The organism is Dyadobacter sp. NIV53, from assembly GCF_019711195.1.
Taxonomy (GTDB): domain Bacteria; phylum Bacteroidota; class Bacteroidia; order Cytophagales; family Spirosomataceae; genus Dyadobacter.
In genome coordinates this window covers 4,023,152-4,044,442 of sequence record NZ_CP081299.1, presented here as the reverse complement: position 1 = coordinate 4,044,442, position 21,291 = coordinate 4,023,152, and the positions used below count along the sequence as shown (strand labels likewise).

At 40.8% G+C, this 21,291-nt stretch carries 18 protein-coding genes and 1 pseudogene; 8 read left to right on the top strand and 11 right to left on the bottom strand.

Annotated elements, in window-relative coordinates:
• Window positions 1–12: 12 nt before the first annotated feature.
• Complete coding sequence (locus KZC02_RS16500; protein WP_221389721.1) at window positions 13–1,488, bottom strand: energy transducer TonB; 1,476 nt, start codon at window positions 1,486–1,488, stop codon at window positions 13–15.
• 161 nt (window positions 1,489–1,649) lie between these two features.
• Between KZC02_RS16500 and KZC02_RS16495 the strand changes: the two genes are divergently transcribed.
• Both KZC02_RS16495 and KZC02_RS16490 read left to right on the top strand, forming a co-directional pair.
• Window positions 1,650–2,519 carry a UDP-2,3-diacylglucosamine diphosphatase gene (locus tag KZC02_RS16495; protein ID WP_221389720.1) on the top strand — a complete coding sequence of 290 codons (870 nt, stop codon included), beginning with the start codon at window positions 1,650–1,652 and terminating at the stop codon, window positions 2,517–2,519.
• Between the two features lie 2 nt (window positions 2,520–2,521).
• Entirely contained in the window at window positions 2,522–3,667 is a 1,146-nt protein-coding gene (locus KZC02_RS16490) for a glycosyltransferase family protein (protein ID WP_221389719.1), read from the top strand.
• Here KZC02_RS16490 and KZC02_RS16485 read toward each other — a convergent pair.
• The 6 genes from KZC02_RS16485 to KZC02_RS16460 form a co-directional block, all read right to left on the bottom strand.
• Window positions 3,648–4,115, bottom strand: coding sequence for an META domain-containing protein (locus KZC02_RS16485; protein WP_221389718.1), 468 nt, complete (start codon window positions 4,113–4,115; stop codon window positions 3,648–3,650). The two genes, KZC02_RS16490 and KZC02_RS16485, sit on opposite strands and share 20 nt — an antisense overlap.
• A 10-nt stretch (window positions 4,116–4,125) precedes the next feature.
• The gene (locus tag KZC02_RS16480; RefSeq protein ID WP_221389717.1) at window positions 4,126–4,704 is read right to left on the bottom strand and encodes a hypothetical protein; all 579 of its coding nucleotides are present in this window, start codon (window positions 4,702–4,704) and stop codon (window positions 4,126–4,128) included.
• Window positions 4,701–6,023, bottom strand: a complete 1,323-nt coding sequence (locus KZC02_RS16475; protein ID WP_221389716.1) for an LVIVD repeat-containing protein — start codon at window positions 6,021–6,023, stop codon at window positions 4,701–4,703. The genes KZC02_RS16480 and KZC02_RS16475 overlap by 4 nt, the downstream gene beginning before the upstream one ends.
• Before the next feature lie 359 nt (window positions 6,024–6,382).
• Complete coding sequence (locus KZC02_RS16470; protein ID WP_221389715.1) at window positions 6,383–7,621, bottom strand: serpin family protein; 1,239 nt, start codon at window positions 7,619–7,621, stop codon at window positions 6,383–6,385.
• Between the two features lie 150 nt (window positions 7,622–7,771).
• Window positions 7,772–9,358 (bottom strand): outer membrane beta-barrel protein, encoded by a 1,587-nt coding sequence (locus KZC02_RS16465; protein WP_229253634.1) that lies wholly within the window; start codon window positions 9,356–9,358, stop codon window positions 7,772–7,774.
• Window positions 9,327–9,896: an RNA polymerase sigma factor gene (locus KZC02_RS16460; protein WP_221389714.1), complete on the bottom strand. Its 570-nt coding sequence runs from the start codon at window positions 9,894–9,896 to the stop codon at window positions 9,327–9,329. The genes KZC02_RS16465 and KZC02_RS16460 overlap by 32 nt, the downstream gene beginning before the upstream one ends.
• Before the next feature lie 285 nt (window positions 9,897–10,181).
• On the opposite strand from KZC02_RS16460, the gene KZC02_RS16455 reads away from it, so the two are divergent.
• The 3 genes from KZC02_RS16455 (at window position 10,182) to KZC02_RS16445 (ending at window position 11,616) form a co-directional block, all read left to right on the top strand.
• The gene (locus KZC02_RS16455) at window positions 10,182–10,478 is read left to right on the top strand and encodes a muconolactone Delta-isomerase family protein (RefSeq protein WP_221389713.1); all 297 of its coding nucleotides are present in this window, start codon (window positions 10,182–10,184) and stop codon (window positions 10,476–10,478) included.
• 87 nt (window positions 10,479–10,565) lie between these two features.
• Complete coding sequence (locus KZC02_RS16450; protein WP_221389712.1) at window positions 10,566–11,024, top strand: ribonuclease domain-containing protein; 459 nt, start codon at window positions 10,566–10,568, stop codon at window positions 11,022–11,024.
• A gap of 148 nt (window positions 11,025–11,172) precedes the next feature.
• Complete coding sequence (locus KZC02_RS16445) at window positions 11,173–11,616, top strand: barstar family protein (protein ID WP_221389711.1); 444 nt, start codon at window positions 11,173–11,175, stop codon at window positions 11,614–11,616.
• An 80-nt stretch (window positions 11,617–11,696) separates the two neighbouring features.
• Here the strand turns inward: KZC02_RS16445 and pnuC are convergent, their stop codons facing one another.
• A complete protein-coding gene (gene pnuC / locus KZC02_RS16440) occupies window positions 11,697–12,314 on the bottom strand; it encodes a nicotinamide riboside transporter PnuC (protein WP_221389710.1) in 618 nt (205 codons plus the stop codon).
• A gap of 251 nt (window positions 12,315–12,565) precedes the next feature.
• Here pnuC and mfd point away from each other — a divergent pair, with 251 nt between their 5' ends.
• Together mfd and gldJ are read left to right on the top strand one after the other, a co-directional pair.
• Window positions 12,566–15,913, top strand: coding sequence for a transcription-repair coupling factor (gene mfd / locus KZC02_RS16435; protein WP_221389709.1), 3,348 nt, complete (start codon window positions 12,566–12,568; stop codon window positions 15,911–15,913).
• 98 nt (window positions 15,914–16,011) lie between these two features.
• Window positions 16,012–17,271 carry a gliding motility lipoprotein GldJ gene (gene gldJ, locus KZC02_RS16430; RefSeq protein WP_221389708.1) on the top strand — a complete coding sequence of 420 codons (1,260 nt, stop codon included), beginning with the start codon at window positions 16,012–16,014 and terminating at the stop codon, window positions 17,269–17,271.
• A 153-nt stretch (window positions 17,272–17,424) separates the two neighbouring features.
• On the opposite strand, the gene KZC02_RS16425 is transcribed toward gldJ, so the two are convergent.
• Window positions 17,425–18,117: a ComF family protein gene (locus KZC02_RS16425; RefSeq protein ID WP_221389707.1), complete on the bottom strand. Its 693-nt coding sequence runs from the start codon at window positions 18,115–18,117 to the stop codon at window positions 17,425–17,427.
• A gap of 161 nt (window positions 18,118–18,278) precedes the next feature.
• Between KZC02_RS16425 and KZC02_RS16420 the strand changes: the two genes are divergently transcribed.
• Window positions 18,279–19,640 (top strand): dihydroorotase, encoded by a 1,362-nt coding sequence (locus KZC02_RS16420; protein ID WP_221389706.1) that lies wholly within the window; start codon window positions 18,279–18,281, stop codon window positions 19,638–19,640.
• Here the strand turns inward: KZC02_RS16420 and KZC02_RS16415 are convergent.
• Window positions 19,623–20,048, bottom strand: coding sequence for a (deoxy)nucleoside triphosphate pyrophosphohydrolase (locus KZC02_RS16415; protein WP_221389705.1), 426 nt, complete (start codon window positions 20,046–20,048; stop codon window positions 19,623–19,625). The two genes, KZC02_RS16420 and KZC02_RS16415, sit on opposite strands and share 18 nt — an antisense overlap.
• 138 nt (window positions 20,049–20,186) lie before the next feature.
• Window positions 20,187–21,214 (bottom strand): annotated as a pseudogene (ruvB, locus tag KZC02_RS16410) (Holliday junction branch migration DNA helicase RuvB).
• Window positions 21,215–21,291 lie beyond the last annotated feature (77 nt).

The following is a 21,291-nucleotide window of genomic DNA, read 5'->3' as shown; positions in this document are numbered from 1 at the left end:
AGTGGTAAAGAATTAATTTGATACAGAAACAGGTGGAAAGCTTACTTCAAAATTTATTGGCAAATTGTACTTAACCCTCACCTTGTTTCCCCGCACAGCTCCCGGCTCCCACATTCCATTCATTTTTTTCACCACCCGCAGTGCTTCCGAATCCAGATCCGGCCCTGCGCTTTTGTCTACTTTATAATCACACAGGCTTCCATCCTCACAAACTACAAAAGATAAGAAAACCCGTCCTTTAACTCTATTTCTTGCTGCTTCCATCGGATAATGTATGTTGGTGCCCAGAAACTTATAAAATTCAGCCATTCCTCCTTTAAAATGAGGTTGTTTAACAGGCTCGTTATAAACAATTTTCTCTCCGTTTACCATCGAAAAGCCTTCCTGAAAAGATCCTAGCTCGTATATTTCCTGATAGATCAGCGTGCTGTCTGCAAATTTTCCGGTCCACATCCCGTTCTTTTTTCCCACAACTACATTTCCCTCTTCAATGAATGTCTTGCCATTCAGCTCAGCACCTGTTGATTCCCAATGTCCATCCCCATTTTTTATCCGCTGGGTCCCATCCTGTTCCCACCTGTTGATATAATGTGTCTCACTCGTTTCCCCGGCTTTGATAACCACAGTCCTTTCCACCACACTTTGAATCTGCCCGTTGGCATGCCACCTGATTTCCGTATCAGTACTATCCGAAAGCGTATTGGTTTTTCTCAGCATCCCCTTCAGGTCATATTCCTGGATAAGCGAGGTTTTGCCTTCTGAATTATAATCGGTAAGTGCCAGCAGTTTACCATTCAACTGAAAAGTTGCCTCAGCAGCAAAACTGGCCATGTTTCCATCTCTTGCGGATATTTGATACGTCCTCACAGAATCCATGCGGTTCTCAATGTAGCCTGTTTTATGCCAGATTTCCTTTTTCAGAAAAGGTACGGTTACCATCCGCTTCCATTTTTTGTTTTTTAATTGTTCAATAACCACATCCTTGTTCACGTAACCATTCTTATCAACTGGTAAAATGTGCCGGTATTGGTACGTAGCTGCGTCCGTTGCCGGTTTAAATTGTTTATCGAAGTAATTGATAAATGCCAATTCTGTTGAATCAAAATCGGGCCTGGCCTGGGCCCGGAAAGAGACAGGATAAACCATTGTCTGCCTGACTTTTTCTCCTTTAACAGTAGCGGGTTTCCATGCTTTGTACAGTCCTAATACACGGATAGCTTCCTGATCGCATAATGAATCAATTCCTCTGCTTATTTCCAGTTGCGACATACTGCCGTCCGGCTCCACAATCCCTTTTACATAAACCTTCTTATTTATGCCTTTAACAGTACTTTTGAACGGGATTTTCAGATTAGAAGTAATAAACTGATTGAGGTAATTCAAACCTCCCATTGGCTCAGCGGCCATCTCAATTTCATGAGGCAAATAAACGGTCTGGCTAAAAAGAGGGAAACTGTAAAGGAGCAGGAAAATCAAAATTCCTTTCATAGATAGATGAGTTGTTTTTGTAAATATAGAAAATGGATGTTCAGGCCCGGCATATTCCTAACCATTATTTCATTAATTCTATATTTTATTCACTTAAAAACTTAACCTACTGATAACCTGTCATTAACATCCTGTTAATATGAATTGATCATATTTGTAACATGGGAGATATAACACACTTTAAAACAATTATCATTTCTGACTTACATCTCGGTGCGGGTGGTTCAAAGGCAGAAGAAGTTACCTGTTTTTTGAAAAGCTATTCATGCAAGAAACTGATCTTAAACGGTGATATTATTGATGCCTGGCAATTGAAAAAATATGGCGTCTGGAAACGGAAACATACTATGTTTTTTAAACGGGTATTAAAAATGATCGAGGAAAATAAAACCAAAGTCATTTATATCCGTGGTAATCACGATGATTTTCTTGATCAGATTATCCCGTTGCGTTTGGGTAAAAACTTCCAGATCCGAAAAGATTACATTCTTAATTCGGGTTCCAAGCGTTTTTATGTTACACATGGCGACGTATTCGATTCCATCACAACCAACATGAAATGGCTGGCATATCTGGGCGATGTGGGATATACATTTCTGCTTTGGATCAATAAATTTTACAATAAATACCGCGAATGGAAAGGATTACCCTACTATTCATTATCGCAGCGTATCAAGCAGTCGGTGAAAATGGCGGTAAATTATATGTCAGATTTTGAAGAAAAGCTGACTGAGCTTGCTCGTGCCAGAAGCTGCGACGGTGTTATCTGCGGCCATATACACCATCCCGCAATCCGTGAAATAGATGGGATTAAATACATGAATTCCGGCGACTGGGTTGAAACACTAAGTGCTTTGGTTGAAGATTTCGACGGGAACTGGAACCTCCTGTATTACAATCAGCAACTTGTAGAGCATAAAAGTAAAGATAAGAAACCAGCCGATACAAAGTCGATAGGGAACATTCCTCCTGCTGAAAAACAGGTCGCATTTACAGGTATATTTCTGGGTAGGGATCAGCATATTTTGTAACCATGAAAATATTGTTTTTGGTACAGGGAGAAGGGCGCGGACATTTGACTCAGGCAATTTCGTTAAGTCAGATACTGCGGCATGCAGGCCATGAAATTAGTGGTGTTATGGTGGGAAAATCCATTGGCCGCATTATTCCTTCCTTTTTTCATAAACAAATAGAAGCGCCTGTTTATGAATTTGACGCTCCCAATATCATTTACAATTCTGATGGCGGTGGAATGAACCTGAAACGTACTTTGTCTACGTTAGTCTTTAATCTTCCCCAATATTTTAAATCACTTCGTTTTATTCATCATTCAGTACAGGAAATCAAGCCTGATCTGATCATTAGTTTTTACGAGACATTCGGAGGAACATATAATATTTTATACCGGTCAAAAATACCGATGATCTGTATTGCACACCAGTTTTTACTTCTTCATCCCAAATTCGTTTTCCCAGAAAACAGCCGCTTTAACCGTATAATTATCAACCTGAATTCCAAAGCTGCTTCGTGGCTGGCAACAAAACGCCTTGCTCTTTCCTTTCGCGAAATGGAATCAAAAAATGAACAGAAAATTACTGTTGTTCCTCCATTATTACGCAAAGAAATACGCAGCCTGCAAACTTCGGCAGGTGAGTTCTTTCTGGTTTACATGACGCACCATAGCCTGAGCAAACAAATTATAAACTGGCATTCAGAGCATCCTGAGATTCAGTTGCATTGCTTTTGGGATAATGCAGATGCTTCAGACGTTTTTAAGTATGACGAAACCCTGACTTTTCACCGCATTAACAGTGAAAAATACCTGCAAATGCTCGCATCCTGCAAAGCACTGGTTACTACGGCAGGTTTTGAGTCGGTGTGTGAAGCGATGTATCTTGGCAAACCCGTAATGATGGTTCCTGTCCCAAATCATTTTGAACAGGAATGCAATGCACTGGATGGTGTAATTTCCGGAGCCGGAGTAAGATGTAAAACCTTTGACCTGTCCGTATTACTGGAATATTTACCCAAACACCAGGATCAGTCAGAAAAATTCAGGAAGTGGTATCAGTTAGGAGAAGATATTTTTGTAAAAGAAATAAATACTGTACGCGAAAAGCCTCACCTGACAAAACCAATCCATGCTCGGATGCAGTTTCCTAAAACGATTGCTTCTTAAAAACCATACCTTCCCTTCCTTTATTTCGATAAATTACCAGACTGTTTTCAATTCGTTGATAATACATCGAACTGTCTGATTGCAGCCAGGCGCGCCCGCTCCATCCCGGCTCGCCAACTTTTGTTCCGCCAAACGTTATAATGTTCAATTTACAACCGGGCCCCAAAGTATAACTGCCGGAAACTTCATTCATCACGGTATGCCCGCTTATTGATCCATCTTTTTCATTATCCTTAAAAGTAAAAATAACACCCTTGCCCTCTGGCCCGGGATCATTCTCTGTACTTCCGGTACTGATATCCCGGTATCCTGTCAATCGCCAGGTTCCTTCCAGGGTTGGTTTGTCGCTGCACGGAGGCAATACGCAGCAATCCTCCTGCTTCCCGCATTGAAAAGCGGACAGGGCCAAAACAAACAAAATTGTCGCGAAGAATAGTATATTTTTCATAGCTGATTAATTAAAAATTCATCCCAATCCGTAAAGCCAGCCGGTTATAAACACGGTCTTCATATCGTACAGTCTGCTCCCATTGCAACGGTTTATCTGCATGTACTTCCTGCCTTTTGTAAGACAGCGTTATAGTAAAAGCATTGCCGCCGGGCTTGCCGTATTTCATCCCAACTCCCGGATTCAGCATCAAACCACCTTTGGTATCGTATCCGTCAGAATCCTCATGAAACCAGCCAAAACCATAGCCGGCGTCAGCAGAAGCGAATAATCTTGAATTTGTCCTTTTTGTAAGATCAAACCTGATTCCTGCTGCAATGGGATTGATCAGGGCAGTTTTGTACCAGTCCATTCCCACCGTAACTCCTGCTGAAAGCCGTTGGTTTATTTGTATTCCATTAAAGGTCTGTGCAGTAAGGCTGGTCCTGCTATCGACCTGATTTTGCTGCGATCCATAATTAAATTTGGCACGACCCAACAGTACACCCAACTCCGTGTGGTTCGTATATTTTATTTTGAACGGCTCCTTTTGTGCCGTTACCGATTCGATAGTTACAATTATTATCAGCAACAGAATGAGTACTTTCATAGCTGTACCGGAATTTTGCTCAACAAACGTAGATTTTTTGGATCACTGGAATCATACTGATAAAAACCATCCTTACCTATTAAAAGCAATGTTTTACCCAGTGAAATTACATCGTATGCGTCTATATCCTTAAAATGAGAAACCAGATTTTTATCTATCGCCATTTTATCTATAGCATTAAATACTTTCAAACCGAACTCTCCTTCGCATAAATATAAATTCGGGAAATCAATACTCAGACCATGAGGGTTCTGCATTTGATATGTCCTGATCAGCTTTGGCGAAGTTGGATCGCTTACATCGACAAGATCCATCTGGTTTTGTGCCCCGCCACAGTTTGTACCCGTACGAAGTGTTACATAAGCGATGTCATTATCTACAACCACCGGATCACAGGCAGTTCCATGCTGAAAAACTGAAAGCTGCGTTGGTTTCGCCGGATCAGTGTTGTCATATATGTACATGCCGTTGGCCGATCCGATGAAAAGCTTATTGTTATACGGAAAAATGGTTTCTATGCTACGCCCCAGATTTATTTCGGTTGAGTTTACGGGTTGTTCCGGCTTACTGATATTGAACAGATGCAGGCTGGTTTGGCTAACAGTATAAAGGAAATTTTTGTCCAAGGCAAAGCGAGCCATAGAACCGCTTTGCCCGTTTCCATTAGAATTATTGGACGAAGCAGCTGCTGCCGATCCTGACGACTTACTGAAAGATGCCACATCATTAAATGCAAAAAAGATTCCTCCTCCCCATGGAATAACCCCGTTCTCTTCACAATTTGTTGTAATGGTTTCGGTAACAAAGTCAACCGTAAAATCCTGAAGAACGGCATCTTCTGAATCCCATACCGAACCATTTACCGTGTTAATCTGCCACCAGGCACCATCGAATTGCCCGCTTTGAAATACATTTTTAACTCTCCCTAATTCCTTAGCATTTTCCGGATCGGTAATATCCAGCGCTACCAGATCGGTATAACTGTCGGCGTATAGGATATTGCCCCTTACTGCCAGATCACCATTTCCCGGAATAGCTATAAATGCAACAAAAGCAGGATTGGAAGGATTACTATTATCGATGACGTGAATCCCCTGTTTAATTTCATTAATAAAAAGATAATGCCCTTTGGTGTAAAGTTTTCCAGGCCTTTTCATTACATGCGACTGTTCCATTTTTACCGAACTGCGGATATCGGCCATCGTACGTGTGTAAGGTGTAAGCCGCCGTGTTACGCGCGTTTCTTTACATTGGTCGTTACATGACCATAATCCAAACGAAAGGACTAAAACAAACAGGGGAAGTAGGTTTCTCTTCATAACAGCAGGTTTGTTAGGTGTGGCAGGAATACTATTTTTTACTCATATAGTTCAAGGACTCCATTGAGCATCAAAAGGTTGGAAGAGAAAAACAAAATCGTCCGGAAGCAAAGCCTCCGGACGATAACGCACCCCGAAATACCAGCATTTGCCAGTATTTTTATCTTTAATATTTTGGTAATCGGTAGCCAGCTTTCGACAGTCCGCTTTCAGTTTTCTGGAGAATTCATATTTTGAAGCTCGGCTTTAATACCTGCAATTCTGGTCTTTGATGATCAAAAGCGTGACTGCATTAAGCCGTAAGCCGACTAGCGATTGCCAATGTTTGACCGCCGATTGCCAAAAGCCGACGGCCGTTCTCACTTGCTTTCCGGATTCATGATTCTTCCCATGAAAAGAATGGTATTGGAAGTTTTTTCACTGATGATCAATACAAAAGGGCGATCGCAGATGTATTTGGGTTCATTAGGATTTGCAGATGTAAGGCCAATCCCAATAGTTGTCACTGCGGCTGCTTCCGTTCCCTTTTCGTCTATGTTCAGATAAGTATTCTGTTTTACAAAATCGACGAACAGATCTGCGGTTTTATTAATTTTACCAAGTTCCGCAGCATCTGTGAAAACCTTGTTTATTCCCATTTTATTCAGGGTATTATTCAGCTTTGCAGCGTATTCGAGGGTAAAACGCGGAAGGCCTGCATTTACTCCGGTTTTTATTAAACGAGTTGTCTGAAGATTATTCCAATCCTGCGGAGTAAGCCCGGAAATGACTGAACCAACTGTGTTCTGGCCTTGTGGAATCAGCAGGGTCATATTGAATTGCCCGTTTGCATAAGGTAATTGCAGGGCATTGTATTTTTCTCCGCCTGCTACTTTAAAATCTGATTTGGCATACATCATTTTAACGGTTTTCTGTGTTCCGTTTTGCAGATAAAATGGTGTATCCAGTGTTTTGGAAGCATCAAATTTTGTTTTCCAATCACCTTTAAAATACAATGCGTTCAACAGAAACATGACATGTTCGGGACTGATTTCATCAAGTACTTTTTTGATCCTGCCATTGGTTTTGTCGCTCGCCCAATTGTTGATTTTCGTTTTTGCCGCATCATCAAAAGGCAAACCGGTTACTTCGGCATCAAATGAAGTGCGTAGCACATTCTGAAAATCTGTTTCTACCTGAAAATCATTACGGTACCAGGCAGAATTAGCCAAACCCAGGTTTACTTTAGAATCTGCCAGTGGTAATTCATCCAGAAGCGTTTTGTATGCCTTGTTCAGATCAGCAAGAGAAACACCTTCCATTTTTAAGGTTTTGAGGATTTCGTTGGCGGTTTCGCTTTCTGAACCATTCAGCAACATGCCCATTGCCATATGCAGGCTCAATGGAGATATGAATAAATTTTCTTCTGCAGGCTGGGTTTCCTGCATGTTCTTAAAGAAATCGAAAGCGAAAGCTGTTGTTCCGGCGGCAATATTTTCAGGAATTACCACCGGATTAACTTCGTCAACAGGCGTTACGCCGTCGTTGGTGCAGGCAAATAACAACGCTCCTGTTAGCAGAGCGGGAATTATAAAACTGTTTTTAAGGATCTTATTCATGGCTAATAAATTTGAGATCACTATACAGGGATATTAAAACGCTACGGCGGACCGTCGCAGTGGCAGATCCCGAAAGACTTCGTGCTTTCAGCAAACCTGTTTAACAAGGATTATTTTTGTCAGGAAATAGTTGGAACGGCTATAAAAAAATTAAAAAGAATAACGTACACCCCAGGAAACACCATACAAATAGGGATGTGATTCAAGGCTTTGATTCGCTTTAAATCCTGACGAAATAGCTTTTTGATACGATCCGGTCAGGCTGGCTTTCCATTTGGTGGATAGTTTGTAATTAAAACGTAAACCAGTGGTAGCTGCCCAGTTCATACTACGGTATACATCATCACTTGCTTTCGTAGTAATAATTTCTCCCGAAGCAGATTCAAGTTCGTTGCTCAAAAAGAAATTCGCCATCATCCCGCCTAATACCGAATAGCTCAGTTTTTTGTCGGGATTTAAAGTAAAGCCGGCCTGTAATGGTAATTGCAGGTATTGGTAATCGTTGCTTACTTTTTTATTTACATCAATATAAAGCGCTCCGTTGTTTAAGTAATCACCACTTTTATCGGCACTTGGATTGGCCGACAATCCGTTTAGCGCACTTTGTAAAACATTAGAACTGGTGTTGGCATAAGCACTTAACACGTATCCTCCACCTTCGTATTTGGCATTTCCTTTCAGATAGCTTACACCCATTTCCATAGACCAATGTTTGGACAAGCGTACCCCGCCCTGTGTTTGCAATGCATAAGATGTACCTGCTTCGTTGGTTCCAGTCAGAGATTTTTGTCTGGAATTCAGCTGGCTGGCAAATGCGGTCGGTGCCGATTTTATTTTTACATCCGGATTAAATGATGCCGGCATCATGCTGATCCCTGCCCAGTATTCCCCGGATTTTTTAGGTTCTGAAAGCTTTTCTTCTTTAATCGATTCAGGCTTAAAGAATACGTAACGTTTTTGCATAAAAACTTCCAGGTCGCTGTACGGAAGCGGTGTCAGTAACTCGGCCAAAACCGGTTTGCTTTCTGTAACAACTGTTTTTTCTTTTAAATCCGGCTGAATGGCAACAGTCGCAATTTTATCTGAAACGACATCTGCTGGTAATCCGGACGACACTTTATCAACAGCATCGTTTTTGTCTGATACCTGTTGGTTTTTCTGTATTTTGTTTATAGCGTATTGGGGTTCTTTAGCTGAATTAGCCTTCGTTTTACCAGAATTTACATTTCCTGATTTCGTGCTGTTAGCAAATTCCTTATCGGCTTTTTCAGTAACATTCTCGTTTCCAACAACTGTACTCCGGGTCTTACCATTTTCGCTTTTATTTAGTTCCGATTTATTCGGGCTGCTGGCAATCAATGTTTCTTCCAAAACTTCTTCATCAACTTTCTTTCCTGCCTCATTTTCCTGTGCAACTACTTTTTCTGAATCATTTGCAGGTGCTTTACCCGGCCTGGTTTCAGTTTGAAACCGGTTTTGTGCCAAATTTAAATTTCTATCATCCAGACGGTTATTGTACCAGATCCCACCTCCAACTAAAAGTAAAGCGGCAATTGACGCAGCAGCATACCATATCTTCGGATTTCGCCACCATAGCGGAATAATCCGGTCATTTTCATCATGGTCAAGGCGTGCTTCTATCCCTTTCCACACAGAAGGCGGAGGGGTTTCAGAAGCTTCGTCAAAAGCCTTTTTCCACTGATTTTCAAAGTTGTTTATTTCGGACGGATCCATCATCAAATCTTTTTTCCCTATTTAATTTTTGCTGAAGTATACCTCTTGCACGCGCATACTGCGATTTTGAAGTTCCTTCGGATATTCCCAGCTTCTGGGCAATCTCATTATGCTGATAACCTTCAATAGCGTACAGGTTAAAAATAAGCTGACAACCCGGCGGCAGCTCCTGAACAAGCTCCATCAGCTGCTGCATCTGAAAATTACCTAATGTGATTTCTCTGTCGGCAATACCATTTTCATACGTTTCAATATCATCCAGGTCCTTAAAATGTTTTTGCTGTCTGAGATGATTCAGAGCCGTATTCACAACAATTGACCTGAGCCAGTATTCCAGCGGGCTATCGTTTCGAAATGACTCTATATTTTCATAAATTTTAATAAAAGCGTCTTGTAACACATCCTCGGCATCTGTACGGTTTTTGGTGTACCTGAGGCATATAGCAAACAGCTTACCCCCAAAAACATCGTATAGTTGTTTTTGAGCGACACGGTTGCGCTGTTTGCAGCCAATCACCAAATCTTGTTCGTTAAAGGTCATCCGAAGTTTAGGGGTGCTTCGTTCGGTTTGTTAGTTAATATTCAGCACCTCTATCCCAAAGATAGTTAATACTGTCTCTTATTATTTCCCTTGGTACAATATAACGTACTGCACATCGGATATACAGACTGACACAGCTTTCCAATAAAAGGTTGGAAATATTTGAAAAATAAATTGGTTTCATAAATAGTCCTGTTATTATTACAGGAACTAATAAGAAGCGCATATCCTTTTATAAGTGAAGTAAATACAAAGGTATTTCTGTACACCTAACTTCTATCGTCCATGAGCCAATATATGGTTGAAATACATCTTCCCGCTGTGATGTCGGAAGATTTTACAGCGAAAATACCTGCTCAGAGAAAAAAGATTAATGAAATGATGGAACAGGGGCGAATGATGTCTTACGCGCTGTCAGAGGATTATTCTAAACTTTGGTGTGTGGTAAAAGCAGAAAGTGAGTTTGAGGTAATGTCGCTCGTTTCCGAATTTCCATTGATTGATTTCATGGATCCTAAAATCAGCAAATTATTATTCAATAATGTAGTTGCATTAAGGCTTCCCATGTTCTCTCTGAACTAATAGTAAGATGGAGAAATACCTCATCATTGTAAAAATGGTGAGGTATTTTTATGTTAAAATAATTACCCGATTTCTTTACTACCTTTTATGTCTTTTACACGGTTTATTCAGAATTCCCTTTTTTTTATCTTACTTATCCGGATTTCCGGATGCCAGGCTGCGACTGATTCCCAGCAAAAAACTACTTCCTATTCCAAACCAAAAACGGAACAAACCGTTTCAGGTTTTTCTAAGAAAAAGGAAAATAAGAAGTATTCCAAACAAAAAACCAGTCAAGTTATTCCTGCAAAAGTCTATACCGTTTTGGAGTATGTACGGAAATACAACCGCGCTCCGGATGGATTTTCAGGCGGCAGGAAATTTGGCAATTATGAAAGACGCCTGCCTCTAAAAGATTCTAACTCCAAACCGATGAAATACCTGGAATGGGATGTAAATCCGAAAATAAAAGGAAAAAACAGAGGTACCGAACGGTTGATTACCAGTGAAACAAAACAAGCCTGGTATACAAAAGATCATTATAATACCTTTGTGGAGGTTAAATAAGGGATAAGGGATAAGGGATAAGGGATAAGGGATAAGGGATAAGGGATAAGGGATAAGGGATAAGGGATAAGGGATAAGGGATAAGGGAAATCAGTTTTCGGTCTTTTAAGGTTCCAGAATTTTTTAAAAAATCAATATTTATTTTAAAATGAAAAACGCACACTTTCTTTTGACAAAAAGCGCGGCTAGTGTTAAAAAATCTTTTTTGGGTGCTTTTATAGGCATAGTTGATGGCGCAAAGGCAACTTCCATGAAAGATTTTCATGAACAGATCGGAACTGCCATGAAATTCCCGGATTATTCAGGGAAAAATCTGGATGCTTTGGATGAAATGCTGAACGATCTGGAATGGATTAAAGAGCAAAAAGTAATAATTTATATCAATAATTCAGCTGACTGGCTTTCCAGAGAAAGGTCAGAAGAGCGTATACTTTCAGTTTTAGACATATTTGGCGCCACTGCCGAAGACTGGAAATGGATGGACGAAGAAGAAGATATAGCCAAAAAAGAACTCCATATCATTTTCGACGATTCATCGCGTATCAGGACTTTGCTCGAAGAACAGGAAATTCCTTTTGGAGAAGTGGAATGAGTTTAGAGTTCAAACCGGGCTGCCGGTGCAGTAAAAAGTTGGGCAGTGGACAGTGAATTGCGAACTTTAAACTTCTGAACTCATGAACCTTGAACTTCAGCCGAAATGTCCCGTTTCCATTGCACATAACCCATCACTGCCAAAACCAGAAATACGAAATACAAAATGGCTGTCAGGTGCAGGTCTTTGTAAAAATACATGGCCGTATAACACGCATCAGCCACGATCCATATAATCCAGTTTTCCAGATATTTGCGTGCCATCATCCATTGTGCAATCAGGCTGGCAATTGTTAATGCCGAATCTGCATAAGTGAGGCTTGCATTGGTAAATCTTCCCAGAAGGAATCCCCATGACAATGTTACAACTACGAAAATGAGAGCAAAAACAGGATATAATTTGACTGGCGTGCTGGTTACCACAACTCCATCATGGCTTTTTCCTCCATACAGCCACAACCACCAGCCATAGATACTTGTTATAAAGTAATAGCCCTGCAATCCTACATCTGCATAAAGCCTTACCTGCCAGAATACTGCAACATATAGAACAGCATTAATGATACCGAAAAACCATCCTAAAACATTTTGACGTGTATTCAGATACACACAGATTGCACCGGTTAAAAAACCAAGAATTTCTAAAGGTGTGGTAATAATGCCGGAAAGTGAAATGGTTTGGTTAAGCCAGTCTATCATTAAAAGGTTTTTTTGCCACGAATTACACTAATTTTTACTAATAATTGTAACTATTCATGGATTCGTATAATTAAGGTCTGCTTTTAATTTATTTATATAAAACACGAGTTACAGCAAACAAAAGCAAAAAAACTGTTGTTACTATAAAGCCGGACGGGAAATTTCCCGAAACGGCTTTTTGCATTTCAAGAGACGATTAAAAACATCTGGTCATTCACCGCGGAAACAGGCCGCCCAATTATTGAAATTACTTGGAAGTTAAAGAATTATTGACGCTATATGGAGGAGACAGTTACCTCGATCTCTTCGTTTCACAAATCACATCAAAAAGTCCGGAAGCAGCGCATGTTCAGATCAAGGGGCTTGTAGGAAGCCTTGATGCTGTGCTGACCGCAGCAATTCAGCAGAAGAAAAAAGCTCCGTCGTTATATATTCTGAGCGACCGGGAAGAAGCTGCGTATTTTCAAAATGACCTTCAGAGTTTGCTTGGAAAAACCGATGTACTTTTTTACCCTACTTCATATAAAAGGCCATATCAATATGAAGAAGTGGATAATGCCAATGTGCTCATGCGGGGTGAAATCCTTAACAAACTGAATACAGGCAAACCAGGACCTTTCCAGATCGTTACTTATCCGGAGGCTTTATTTGAAAAAGTAATTAATAAACGTTCCCTGAAAGACAACACTTTTCCCGTAAAAGTGGGCGAAAAACTGGATCCTTCGTTTCTGACCGAGTTTTTGAATAGTTATGGTTTTGAAATGACTGATTTCGTTTTTGAAGCCGGCCAGTTTTCAGTACGTGGCGGGATTATTGATGTGTTTTCTTTTGCTAACGAGCATCCCTTCCGTATTGAGCTTTTTGGCGATGAAGTGGAAACAATCCGTTCGTTTGATCCTGATACACAGCTTTCTATTGAAACGGCGCGGCAAATCAATGTTGTTCCGGATATACAACAAAGGCTGATTAATGAGACAAGGGAATCTTTTTTTAATTTTCTTCCTGATGAAACCGTGCTCTGGTTCAAAGATGCCGAACTGACACTTGAAGTGATTGAAAAATGTTTTGAAAAAGCCGAAAGGGCACTCGCAGAAGTAACAGGCGGCGGCATTCAGATCGTTTCCAACCCACAGGACCTGTATGAAACAAGGCGCGGATTTTTAAACCTGGTCAAAAAATTCAAGACAGTGGAGTTTGGGAAAAAGTTTTATTTCAAAACCGAGAACAGATTACCCTACGCTTCTAAACCCCAGCCTTCGTTCAATAAAGATTTTAAAAGGCTGCTCGATGATTTACAGGAAAACCAGTCAAAAGGTTTTACTAATATCATCGCCGCAGAACAACCCAAACAACTGGATAGGCTGGAAAGGATTTTTGAGGACCTTGATCCGTTTGTAAAATTCCAATCCATGCACATCTCTTTGAAAGAGGGATTTGTGGATGAAAACCTGAAAATTGTCTGTTACACCGACCATCAGATCTTTGACCGTTTCCATAAATACAGGCTCAAAGAAAAATTCAGCAAGTCGAAGGCAATCACTTTAAAAGAGCTGAAATCCCTGCATGTCGGTGATTTTGTCACACATGTTGATTATGGTATAGGCCGGTTTGCCGGTCTGGAGAAAAAAGACGTGAACGGAAAGGAACAGGAAGCAATCCGTTTGATTTACAGAGATAATGATTTGCTGTATGTAAGTGTACATAACCTGCATAAAATAGCCAAATATACGGGTAAAGAAGGAACACCGCCTGCGATGAGCAAATTGGGTTCCGGCGACTGGGAAGCCAAGAAATCGAAGGTTAAGAAGCAGCTCAAAGACATTGCGCACGAACTTATCGCGCTTTATGCCAAACGCCGACAGGCTCCCGGTTTTCCTTTTTCTCCCGACAATTATATGCAGGCTGAGCTGGAATCCTCTTTTATTTATGAAGATACGCCCGACCAGGCAACAGCTACTTCAGATGTAAAAGATGATATGGAAAAAGCGCATCCGATGGACAGGCTGGTATGTGGTGATGTGGGTTTTGGAAAGACCGAAATTGCCATCAGGGCCGCATTTAAAGCCGTATGTGACAGCAAGCAAGTCGCAGTATTGGTTCCGACTACGATTCTTGCCATGCAGCATTTCAAAACTTTCAGTGAAAGGCTGGCTGATTTTCCGGTAAAAGTGGGTTATATCAACCGGTTTAAATCCACAAAAGAAATAAAGGAAACACTTAAACAAACAGAAGAAGGGAAAGTCGATATCCTGATCGGAACACACCGGATTTTAAATAAGGATGTTCATTTCAAAGATCTTGGCCTTTTAGTTGTGGATGAAGAACAGAAATTTGGAGTTAAAGCCAAAGATCGTTTAAAAGAAATGCGCGTAAATGTGGATGTACTGACATTAACCGCCACGCCAATTCCGCGTACGCTTCATTTCTCCTTGATGGGCGCCCGGGATCTTTCTGTAATTGCCACTCCGCCGCCAAACCGCCAGCCGGTTACAACGGAAGTACATACTTTCAGTGAAGAATTTATCCGTGATGCCATTAGCTTTGAAGTTCAGCGTGGCGGACAGGTTTTCTTTGTACACAACAGGGTGAATGATATTGAATCAATCGCCAATATTATCATGCGCCTCGTTCCGGATGTGAGAATTGGTGTAGCACACGGACAAATGGATGGCGACAAGCTTGAAAAAGTTATGGTTGCTTTTATCAATGGTGAATATGATATTCTGGTTTCGACCAATATTATTGAATCGGGAATTGATATTGCCAATGCGAATACGATTATTATTAATACGGCACATATGTTCGGGCTGTCTGACCTGCATCAGATGCGTGGCCGTGTTGGACGGTCCAACCGGAAAGCATTTTGTTATTTGCTGACTGCATCTGCTACAACACTGGCGAGTGATTCGCGGAAACGTTTGCAGACACTGGAAGAATTTTCGGAATTGGGTGATGGTTTTAAAGTTGCCATGCGGGATCTGGATATTCGTGGCGCAGGAAACTTGCTTGGTGCAGAACAAAGTGGTTTTGTGAACGATCTGGGTTACGAATTGTATCATAAAATGCTTGATGAAGCGGTTCAGGAATTAAAAAATAATGAGTTCAAAGATTTATTTGCAACGTCTATGGGACTTCCCTCAAAGCTGCTTCCTGACTGCCAGATAGAGACAGATTTTGCAACTTTAATTCCGGATGATTATGTAAAGAATATTTCAGAAAGACTTTCGTTATATACCCGTCTTGACAATATCAGTACAGAAGAAGAACTCACAAAATTTGAAAAAGAAGTAATTGACCGCTTTGGTCCGATGCCGTCTGTGGTTCAGGATCTTCTTAAAGCAGTTAGGCTGCGTTGGGAAGCTGAACGTTTGTATTTCGAAAAATTAACTTTGAAAAGCAATACATTGAAAGGCTACTTCGTTACTTCGCAGAATGATGCATTTTTTCAGTCTTCGAAATTCGGCCAGGTGATTGATTACGTGAAGAAACACCCGAAGCAAAGTTCGTTGAAAGACCAGAAAGGCAAGTTAATCCTGATTTGTGAAGACGTAAAAAGCATTGACCAGGCCAGGAATATTTTGATAGAAATGACCCAATAATGAAGTTTTAAAGAATAATTTCGATTCATTTCATACATTTGCGGTTTCGCATACTATATAATACCAAACACTTAAGTCACTTTAAAGCAATGATTTGCATGCATAAGATAGGTATCCGGTCGATCGCGCTGATTCTGATTGTGTTATTAGCTGCTACAGCCTATAGTAAAAAGAAAAGGCCAACCAGCTTAAAACCTGGTAAAGAAAGCTCCAAAACAGGTTTGGCGTACAATGGCAAAGATGGTTTCGAGGTAAAACAATATAAGGCTTTACCTGCCGGTCCGGATTTGATTTATATTGAAGGCGGCCGGTTTACAATGGGTTCTCTGGAAGAAGACGTGATGGGAAGACGCGATAATCCAAAACGTACGATCAGTATCCAGTCATTTTATATGGATCAGACAGAGGTGGCTAATGTCCATTATCTGGAATATCTAAATGCTGTTCAAAGGGATTCATCAGAAGAATTTTATAGCAAAGCACTTCCCGATACAGCCGTATGGTTCAACGAATTGTCTTTTAACGACTCTTACGTAACCATGTATCTACGTCACCCTGGTTTCCGTTTATACCCTGTTGTGGGTGTGTCGTGGGTACAGGCCAACGATTATTGCGAATGGCGTACCGCGGCAGTTAGTCAGGCTAACAACGCTGCCGGATCAACATCAGGCAAAAAGAAAAAAGGATTTTCATTTGGCAAGAAAAAGAAAGCAGCCGCTGCCGCAGAAGCTGAAACAGTTGCAAGCGGACCAGCTCCCCAGCTTCGCATAGAAAGCGGATATGTAATGCCTCCTTACCGTCTTCCAACAGAAGCAGAATTTGAATATGCTGCAATGGCAATGATCGGAACTCAGTATTCTGACGAAAATCAGACGAACCAAAGAATTTATCCATGGGATGGTTCTACAATGCGTCAGCCACGTGGCCGCAAACAAGGAACAATGTTAGCCAACTTCAAACGTGGACCTGGTGATTACGCTGGTATTGCCGGAAAATCGAATGATGGTGCCATTATTACTCAGGAAATCAGATCTTATCCCGCCAATGATTTCGGCCTTTACGATATGGCTGGAAACGTAAGCGAATGGGTATATGACGTTTACCGTCCCTTGTCTAACAGTGATGTGAACGATTTGAATGCATTCCGTCGTAATGGCTATCAGGATGAAGCGAAGAGTTATGATACTAAAAATTCTAACTCTTTGGTAAATGACAATTTAAGAGTTTACAAAGGCGGTTCATGGTCTGATGTTGCATACTGGTTATCTCCGGGAACGCGCCGTTATATGGACCAGGATTCAGCAACAGCAATGGTAGGTTTCCGTTGCGCTATGATTGCTACCGGAAGTCAGAAATAATATAAGGTTCAAAATAATAAGTAAAACCGTTGTCAGTTCTTCTGGCAGCGGTTTTTTGTTGCTGGTACTTATCCGTGGCACGGCTGATCCATCAGGCTTTTCACCAATCTTAATATCACAGCTGTGCCACGGATTTCGCATTAATATTCTATATCAATGCTGTGCTACTGCAATGGTCAATATATGAAACTCTTCACATCCAGCTATTTTCAATGCCTCGACACAAGCTTCCAAGGTAGCACCAGTCGTCAGTACATCGTCTATTACAATGACACTTTTCTTTTTAAATTCTCCGTTTACAACAAAAACCCCACTTACATTTTCCTGACGTTCTTTTTTACTTTTCCCTGTTTGCGTATCTGTAAATCTGGTTCTTGCCAGAACTGTTCCCGACCATGGAATATCCGTCGCATTTGATAAACCTTCTGCCAGTAAATCACTTTGATTGTATCCCCTTTTAGAAAGTTTTTTCTTGTGTAAAGGAACACTAATGATTAATTCCGCCTTTGGAAGTATCCTTTCAGCCACCATTTCCTGGCCAAACATAGAACCTAATAAAATACCAACTTCCTTATTTCCTCGGTACTTCAACGCATGTAATAGCTTTTGGACTTTCCCTTTTTTAGTAAAAAGTAAAAATGACTGAACCGATAATACCTCCGGAATAGTTATAAATTTATATTTGAGCAAATCAATATGAACGCTGTGCTTTTCAATTCTTGGAAGCGAAATCCGGCAGGATGTACAAACAAGCTCTTCATTTCCAACAAGAGACCGGTCACAAGCTTCACAGCAACGCGGAAATATAAGATCAATAAAATCACTCCAGAATATTTTCAGGTTCATCTTTTTAATTAACTCTTGTTCAAAAATTTATGTAAAAATGTGCTATATACTTTTTGGAATAAACTAACATTTTTTAAGCTAATGGCTAAATCCTGGGAGCCAATAGCTCCATTTATAAATTTCCCTCAATAACTTTACGTCACCAAACTTTATAGTCCGGAATGAAAACGCTCATAGTAAATGCCCTTGTTGTAAATGAAAATCAGATTCAGGAATCTGACGTTTTAATCAGTGATGGTCACATTCAAAGAATTGGAAGTGATTTGCAACACATTCCTGCTGACCGGATTATTGATGCAAAAGGATTACATTTAATACCTGGAATTATTGACGACCAGGTACATTTCCGTGAGCCGGGATTAACACATAAGGCTACAATCTATACAGAAGCAAGAGCAGGTGTTGCAGGCGGGGTTACTTCTTTCATGGAAATGCCCAATACAGTTCCGAATGCACTCACACAACCTTTACTGGCCGATAAATATAAAATTGCACAGGAAACTTCACTGGCTAATTACTCATTTTATATGGGTGCTTCCAATGATAATTATGATGAAGTAATGCGCACAGATATCAGCCAGATCTGTGGTATTAAAATTTTCATGGGATCTTCTACCGGAAATATGCTGGTAGATGCGCCGGACTTACTGGAAAAATTATTTGCAAACGCGCCATGCCTGATAGCGACGCATTGTGAAGACGAACCGACTGTAAAACAGCGGATGGAGTTTTTCAAAGAAAAATACGGAGAAAATGTGCCTTATAACATTCATGCATTGATCCGTAATGAAGAAGCCTGTCTGATCTCTTCTTCCTTTGCCACTTCCCTCGCACAAAAACACAATACCAGATTACACATCCTGCATATTTCTACCGGAGATGAAGTTTCTCTTTTTGAAATAGGCAACAGGGAAAACGGACAGATTTTATTAGCAAATGGGCAGCCCAAGAGGATTACTTCCGAAGCTTGTGTACATCATTTGTGGTTTGATGCCGAGGATTACCATTTGCTGGGAAACAAAATTAAATGCAATCCGGCCATTAAGGCACCACATCATAAAGAAGCAATTTTACAGGCTTTGCTGGACAATCGTATTGATGTAATTGCGACAGATCACGCCCCACATACTATCGAAGAAAAAGCACAGCCTTACTGGCAGTCTCCTTCCGGTTTGCCATTGATACAGCATACATTAAATGTGATGCTGGAACTGGTAAAAAAAGGAAAAATACCTCTCGAAAGAGCGATTGAGAAAATGACTCATTCCGTAGCAGATTGTTTTGAAATTAAAGAACGCGGCTATATTCGTGAAGGATATTGGGCTGATCTGGTTTTAGTGGACCTTAATGCAGAAACTCAGGTAGAGGCTTTAAATATATATGCTAAATGCGGGTGGTCGCCATTTGAAGGAACAACTTTCCAGTCTGCCATTACACATACTTTTGTGTCAGGAAATCTGGTCTATGAAAAGGGGATTTTTAACGAAACTGTAAAAGGGCAAAGGTTACTTTTTAACAGATAAATACTGGTAATAACTTTGAATAACACCCAAATCAGCTTCTGTCCAGTCCAGGGATTGTAAATCATCGGGTTCAAGCCACATAATCTGCTCGTGCTCCGTCAGGGTAATTTCCTGGCTGCGCATTTTGCATACAAACGGAACCAGTATAATTTCCCGCCAGCCCTGGTCTTTTGAAGTAACAGGAAGTTTTTGGACAATCTGAATCTCAATATTCAGTTCTTCACGGATTTCACGTACAAGCGTCTCTTCATCCGTTTCGTTTTCTTCTTGCTTACCGCCGGGAAATTCCCATTTAAGCGGGAATGATAATTCCGCACTTCTCTGGCCCGCTAAAACCTTTCCGTCATGTTCGATAATAGCGCAAGGCACCCTTACCACCAATTTTACCTGAACCAGAGTCTCAATCATACAAGCGGTTACACTAAATTTACCGCAAAAGTACGACATAAAAAGATTAAATCAGAAGGATATAGAATTGTTAATTTTTACATAACAACTACTTCATAAGTTCTTCTGATTTAATATATTTAAATCTTTTATTACAGGTCAAAATAATTCTCCGGATCTCAGCCTTGGCAAGATTCCTAAATGCTTAAATGCCTTTTCTGTTACTTCCCTGCCTCTTGATGTACGTTTCATATATCCTTCCTGGATCAGGAATGGCTCATATACTTCCTCAATAGTTTCCGATTCTTCACCACAAGCTGTTGCAATAGTTGACAGGCCAACAGGCCCTCCCTTGAATTTTTCAACAATTGTGCTCAGTATCCGGTTATCCATTTCATCAAGTCCGTTCTGATCCACGTTTAAGGCCAGCAAGGCCATTTGGGCAATAGCAACAGTAATAATTCCGTCTCCTTTTACCTGTGCGAAATCACGAGTCCGGCGTAAAAGATTATTGGCAATACGAGGCGTACCACGGCTTCTACGTGCAATTTCATAAGCAGCATCGTTTTCCAGAGGTGTGCCCAAAATCGCTGCTGAACGTTTTAAAATAGTTGTCAGGAGCTGCGCATCATAGTATTCCAGCCTGGCGTTGATACCAAACCGGGCACGTAACGGTGATGTGAGCATTCCAGCGCGGGTTGTGGCGCCAATTAACGTGAACGGATTCAGCCCGATTTGAATACTTCTTGCATTCGGACCGCTATCGAGCATGATATCAATCTTGTAATCTTCCATAGCTGAGTACAAATACTCTTCTACGATCGGATTCAACCGGTGAATCTCATCTATAAAAAGAACGTCGTGTTCCTGTATAGGTTAGTAAGCAAACCTGCCAGATCACTCGGTTTATCCAAAACCGGCCCGGAAGTAATTTTTATGTTAGAACCCAATTCATTGGCAACAATACTGGAAAGTGTCGTTTTGCCCAAACCGGGAGGCCCGTGAAGTAAGACGTGATCAAGTGCATCACCACGCTGGCGTGCAGCCTGAACAAATATTTTAAGATTTTCAAGAATTTTTTCCTGCCCTGTAAAATCATCAAACGATAACGGACGCAGTGCCCGCTCAATCTCTTTTTCAGTATTGGAAAGATTTTCTTTATCCCCTGACAAATAATCCTGACGCATGGTATTTTTAAAAACAATGGATGGCTTTTACCTTACAAAAACTAAAATAAAGCAATAGCCGGATACTCAAAAATAAC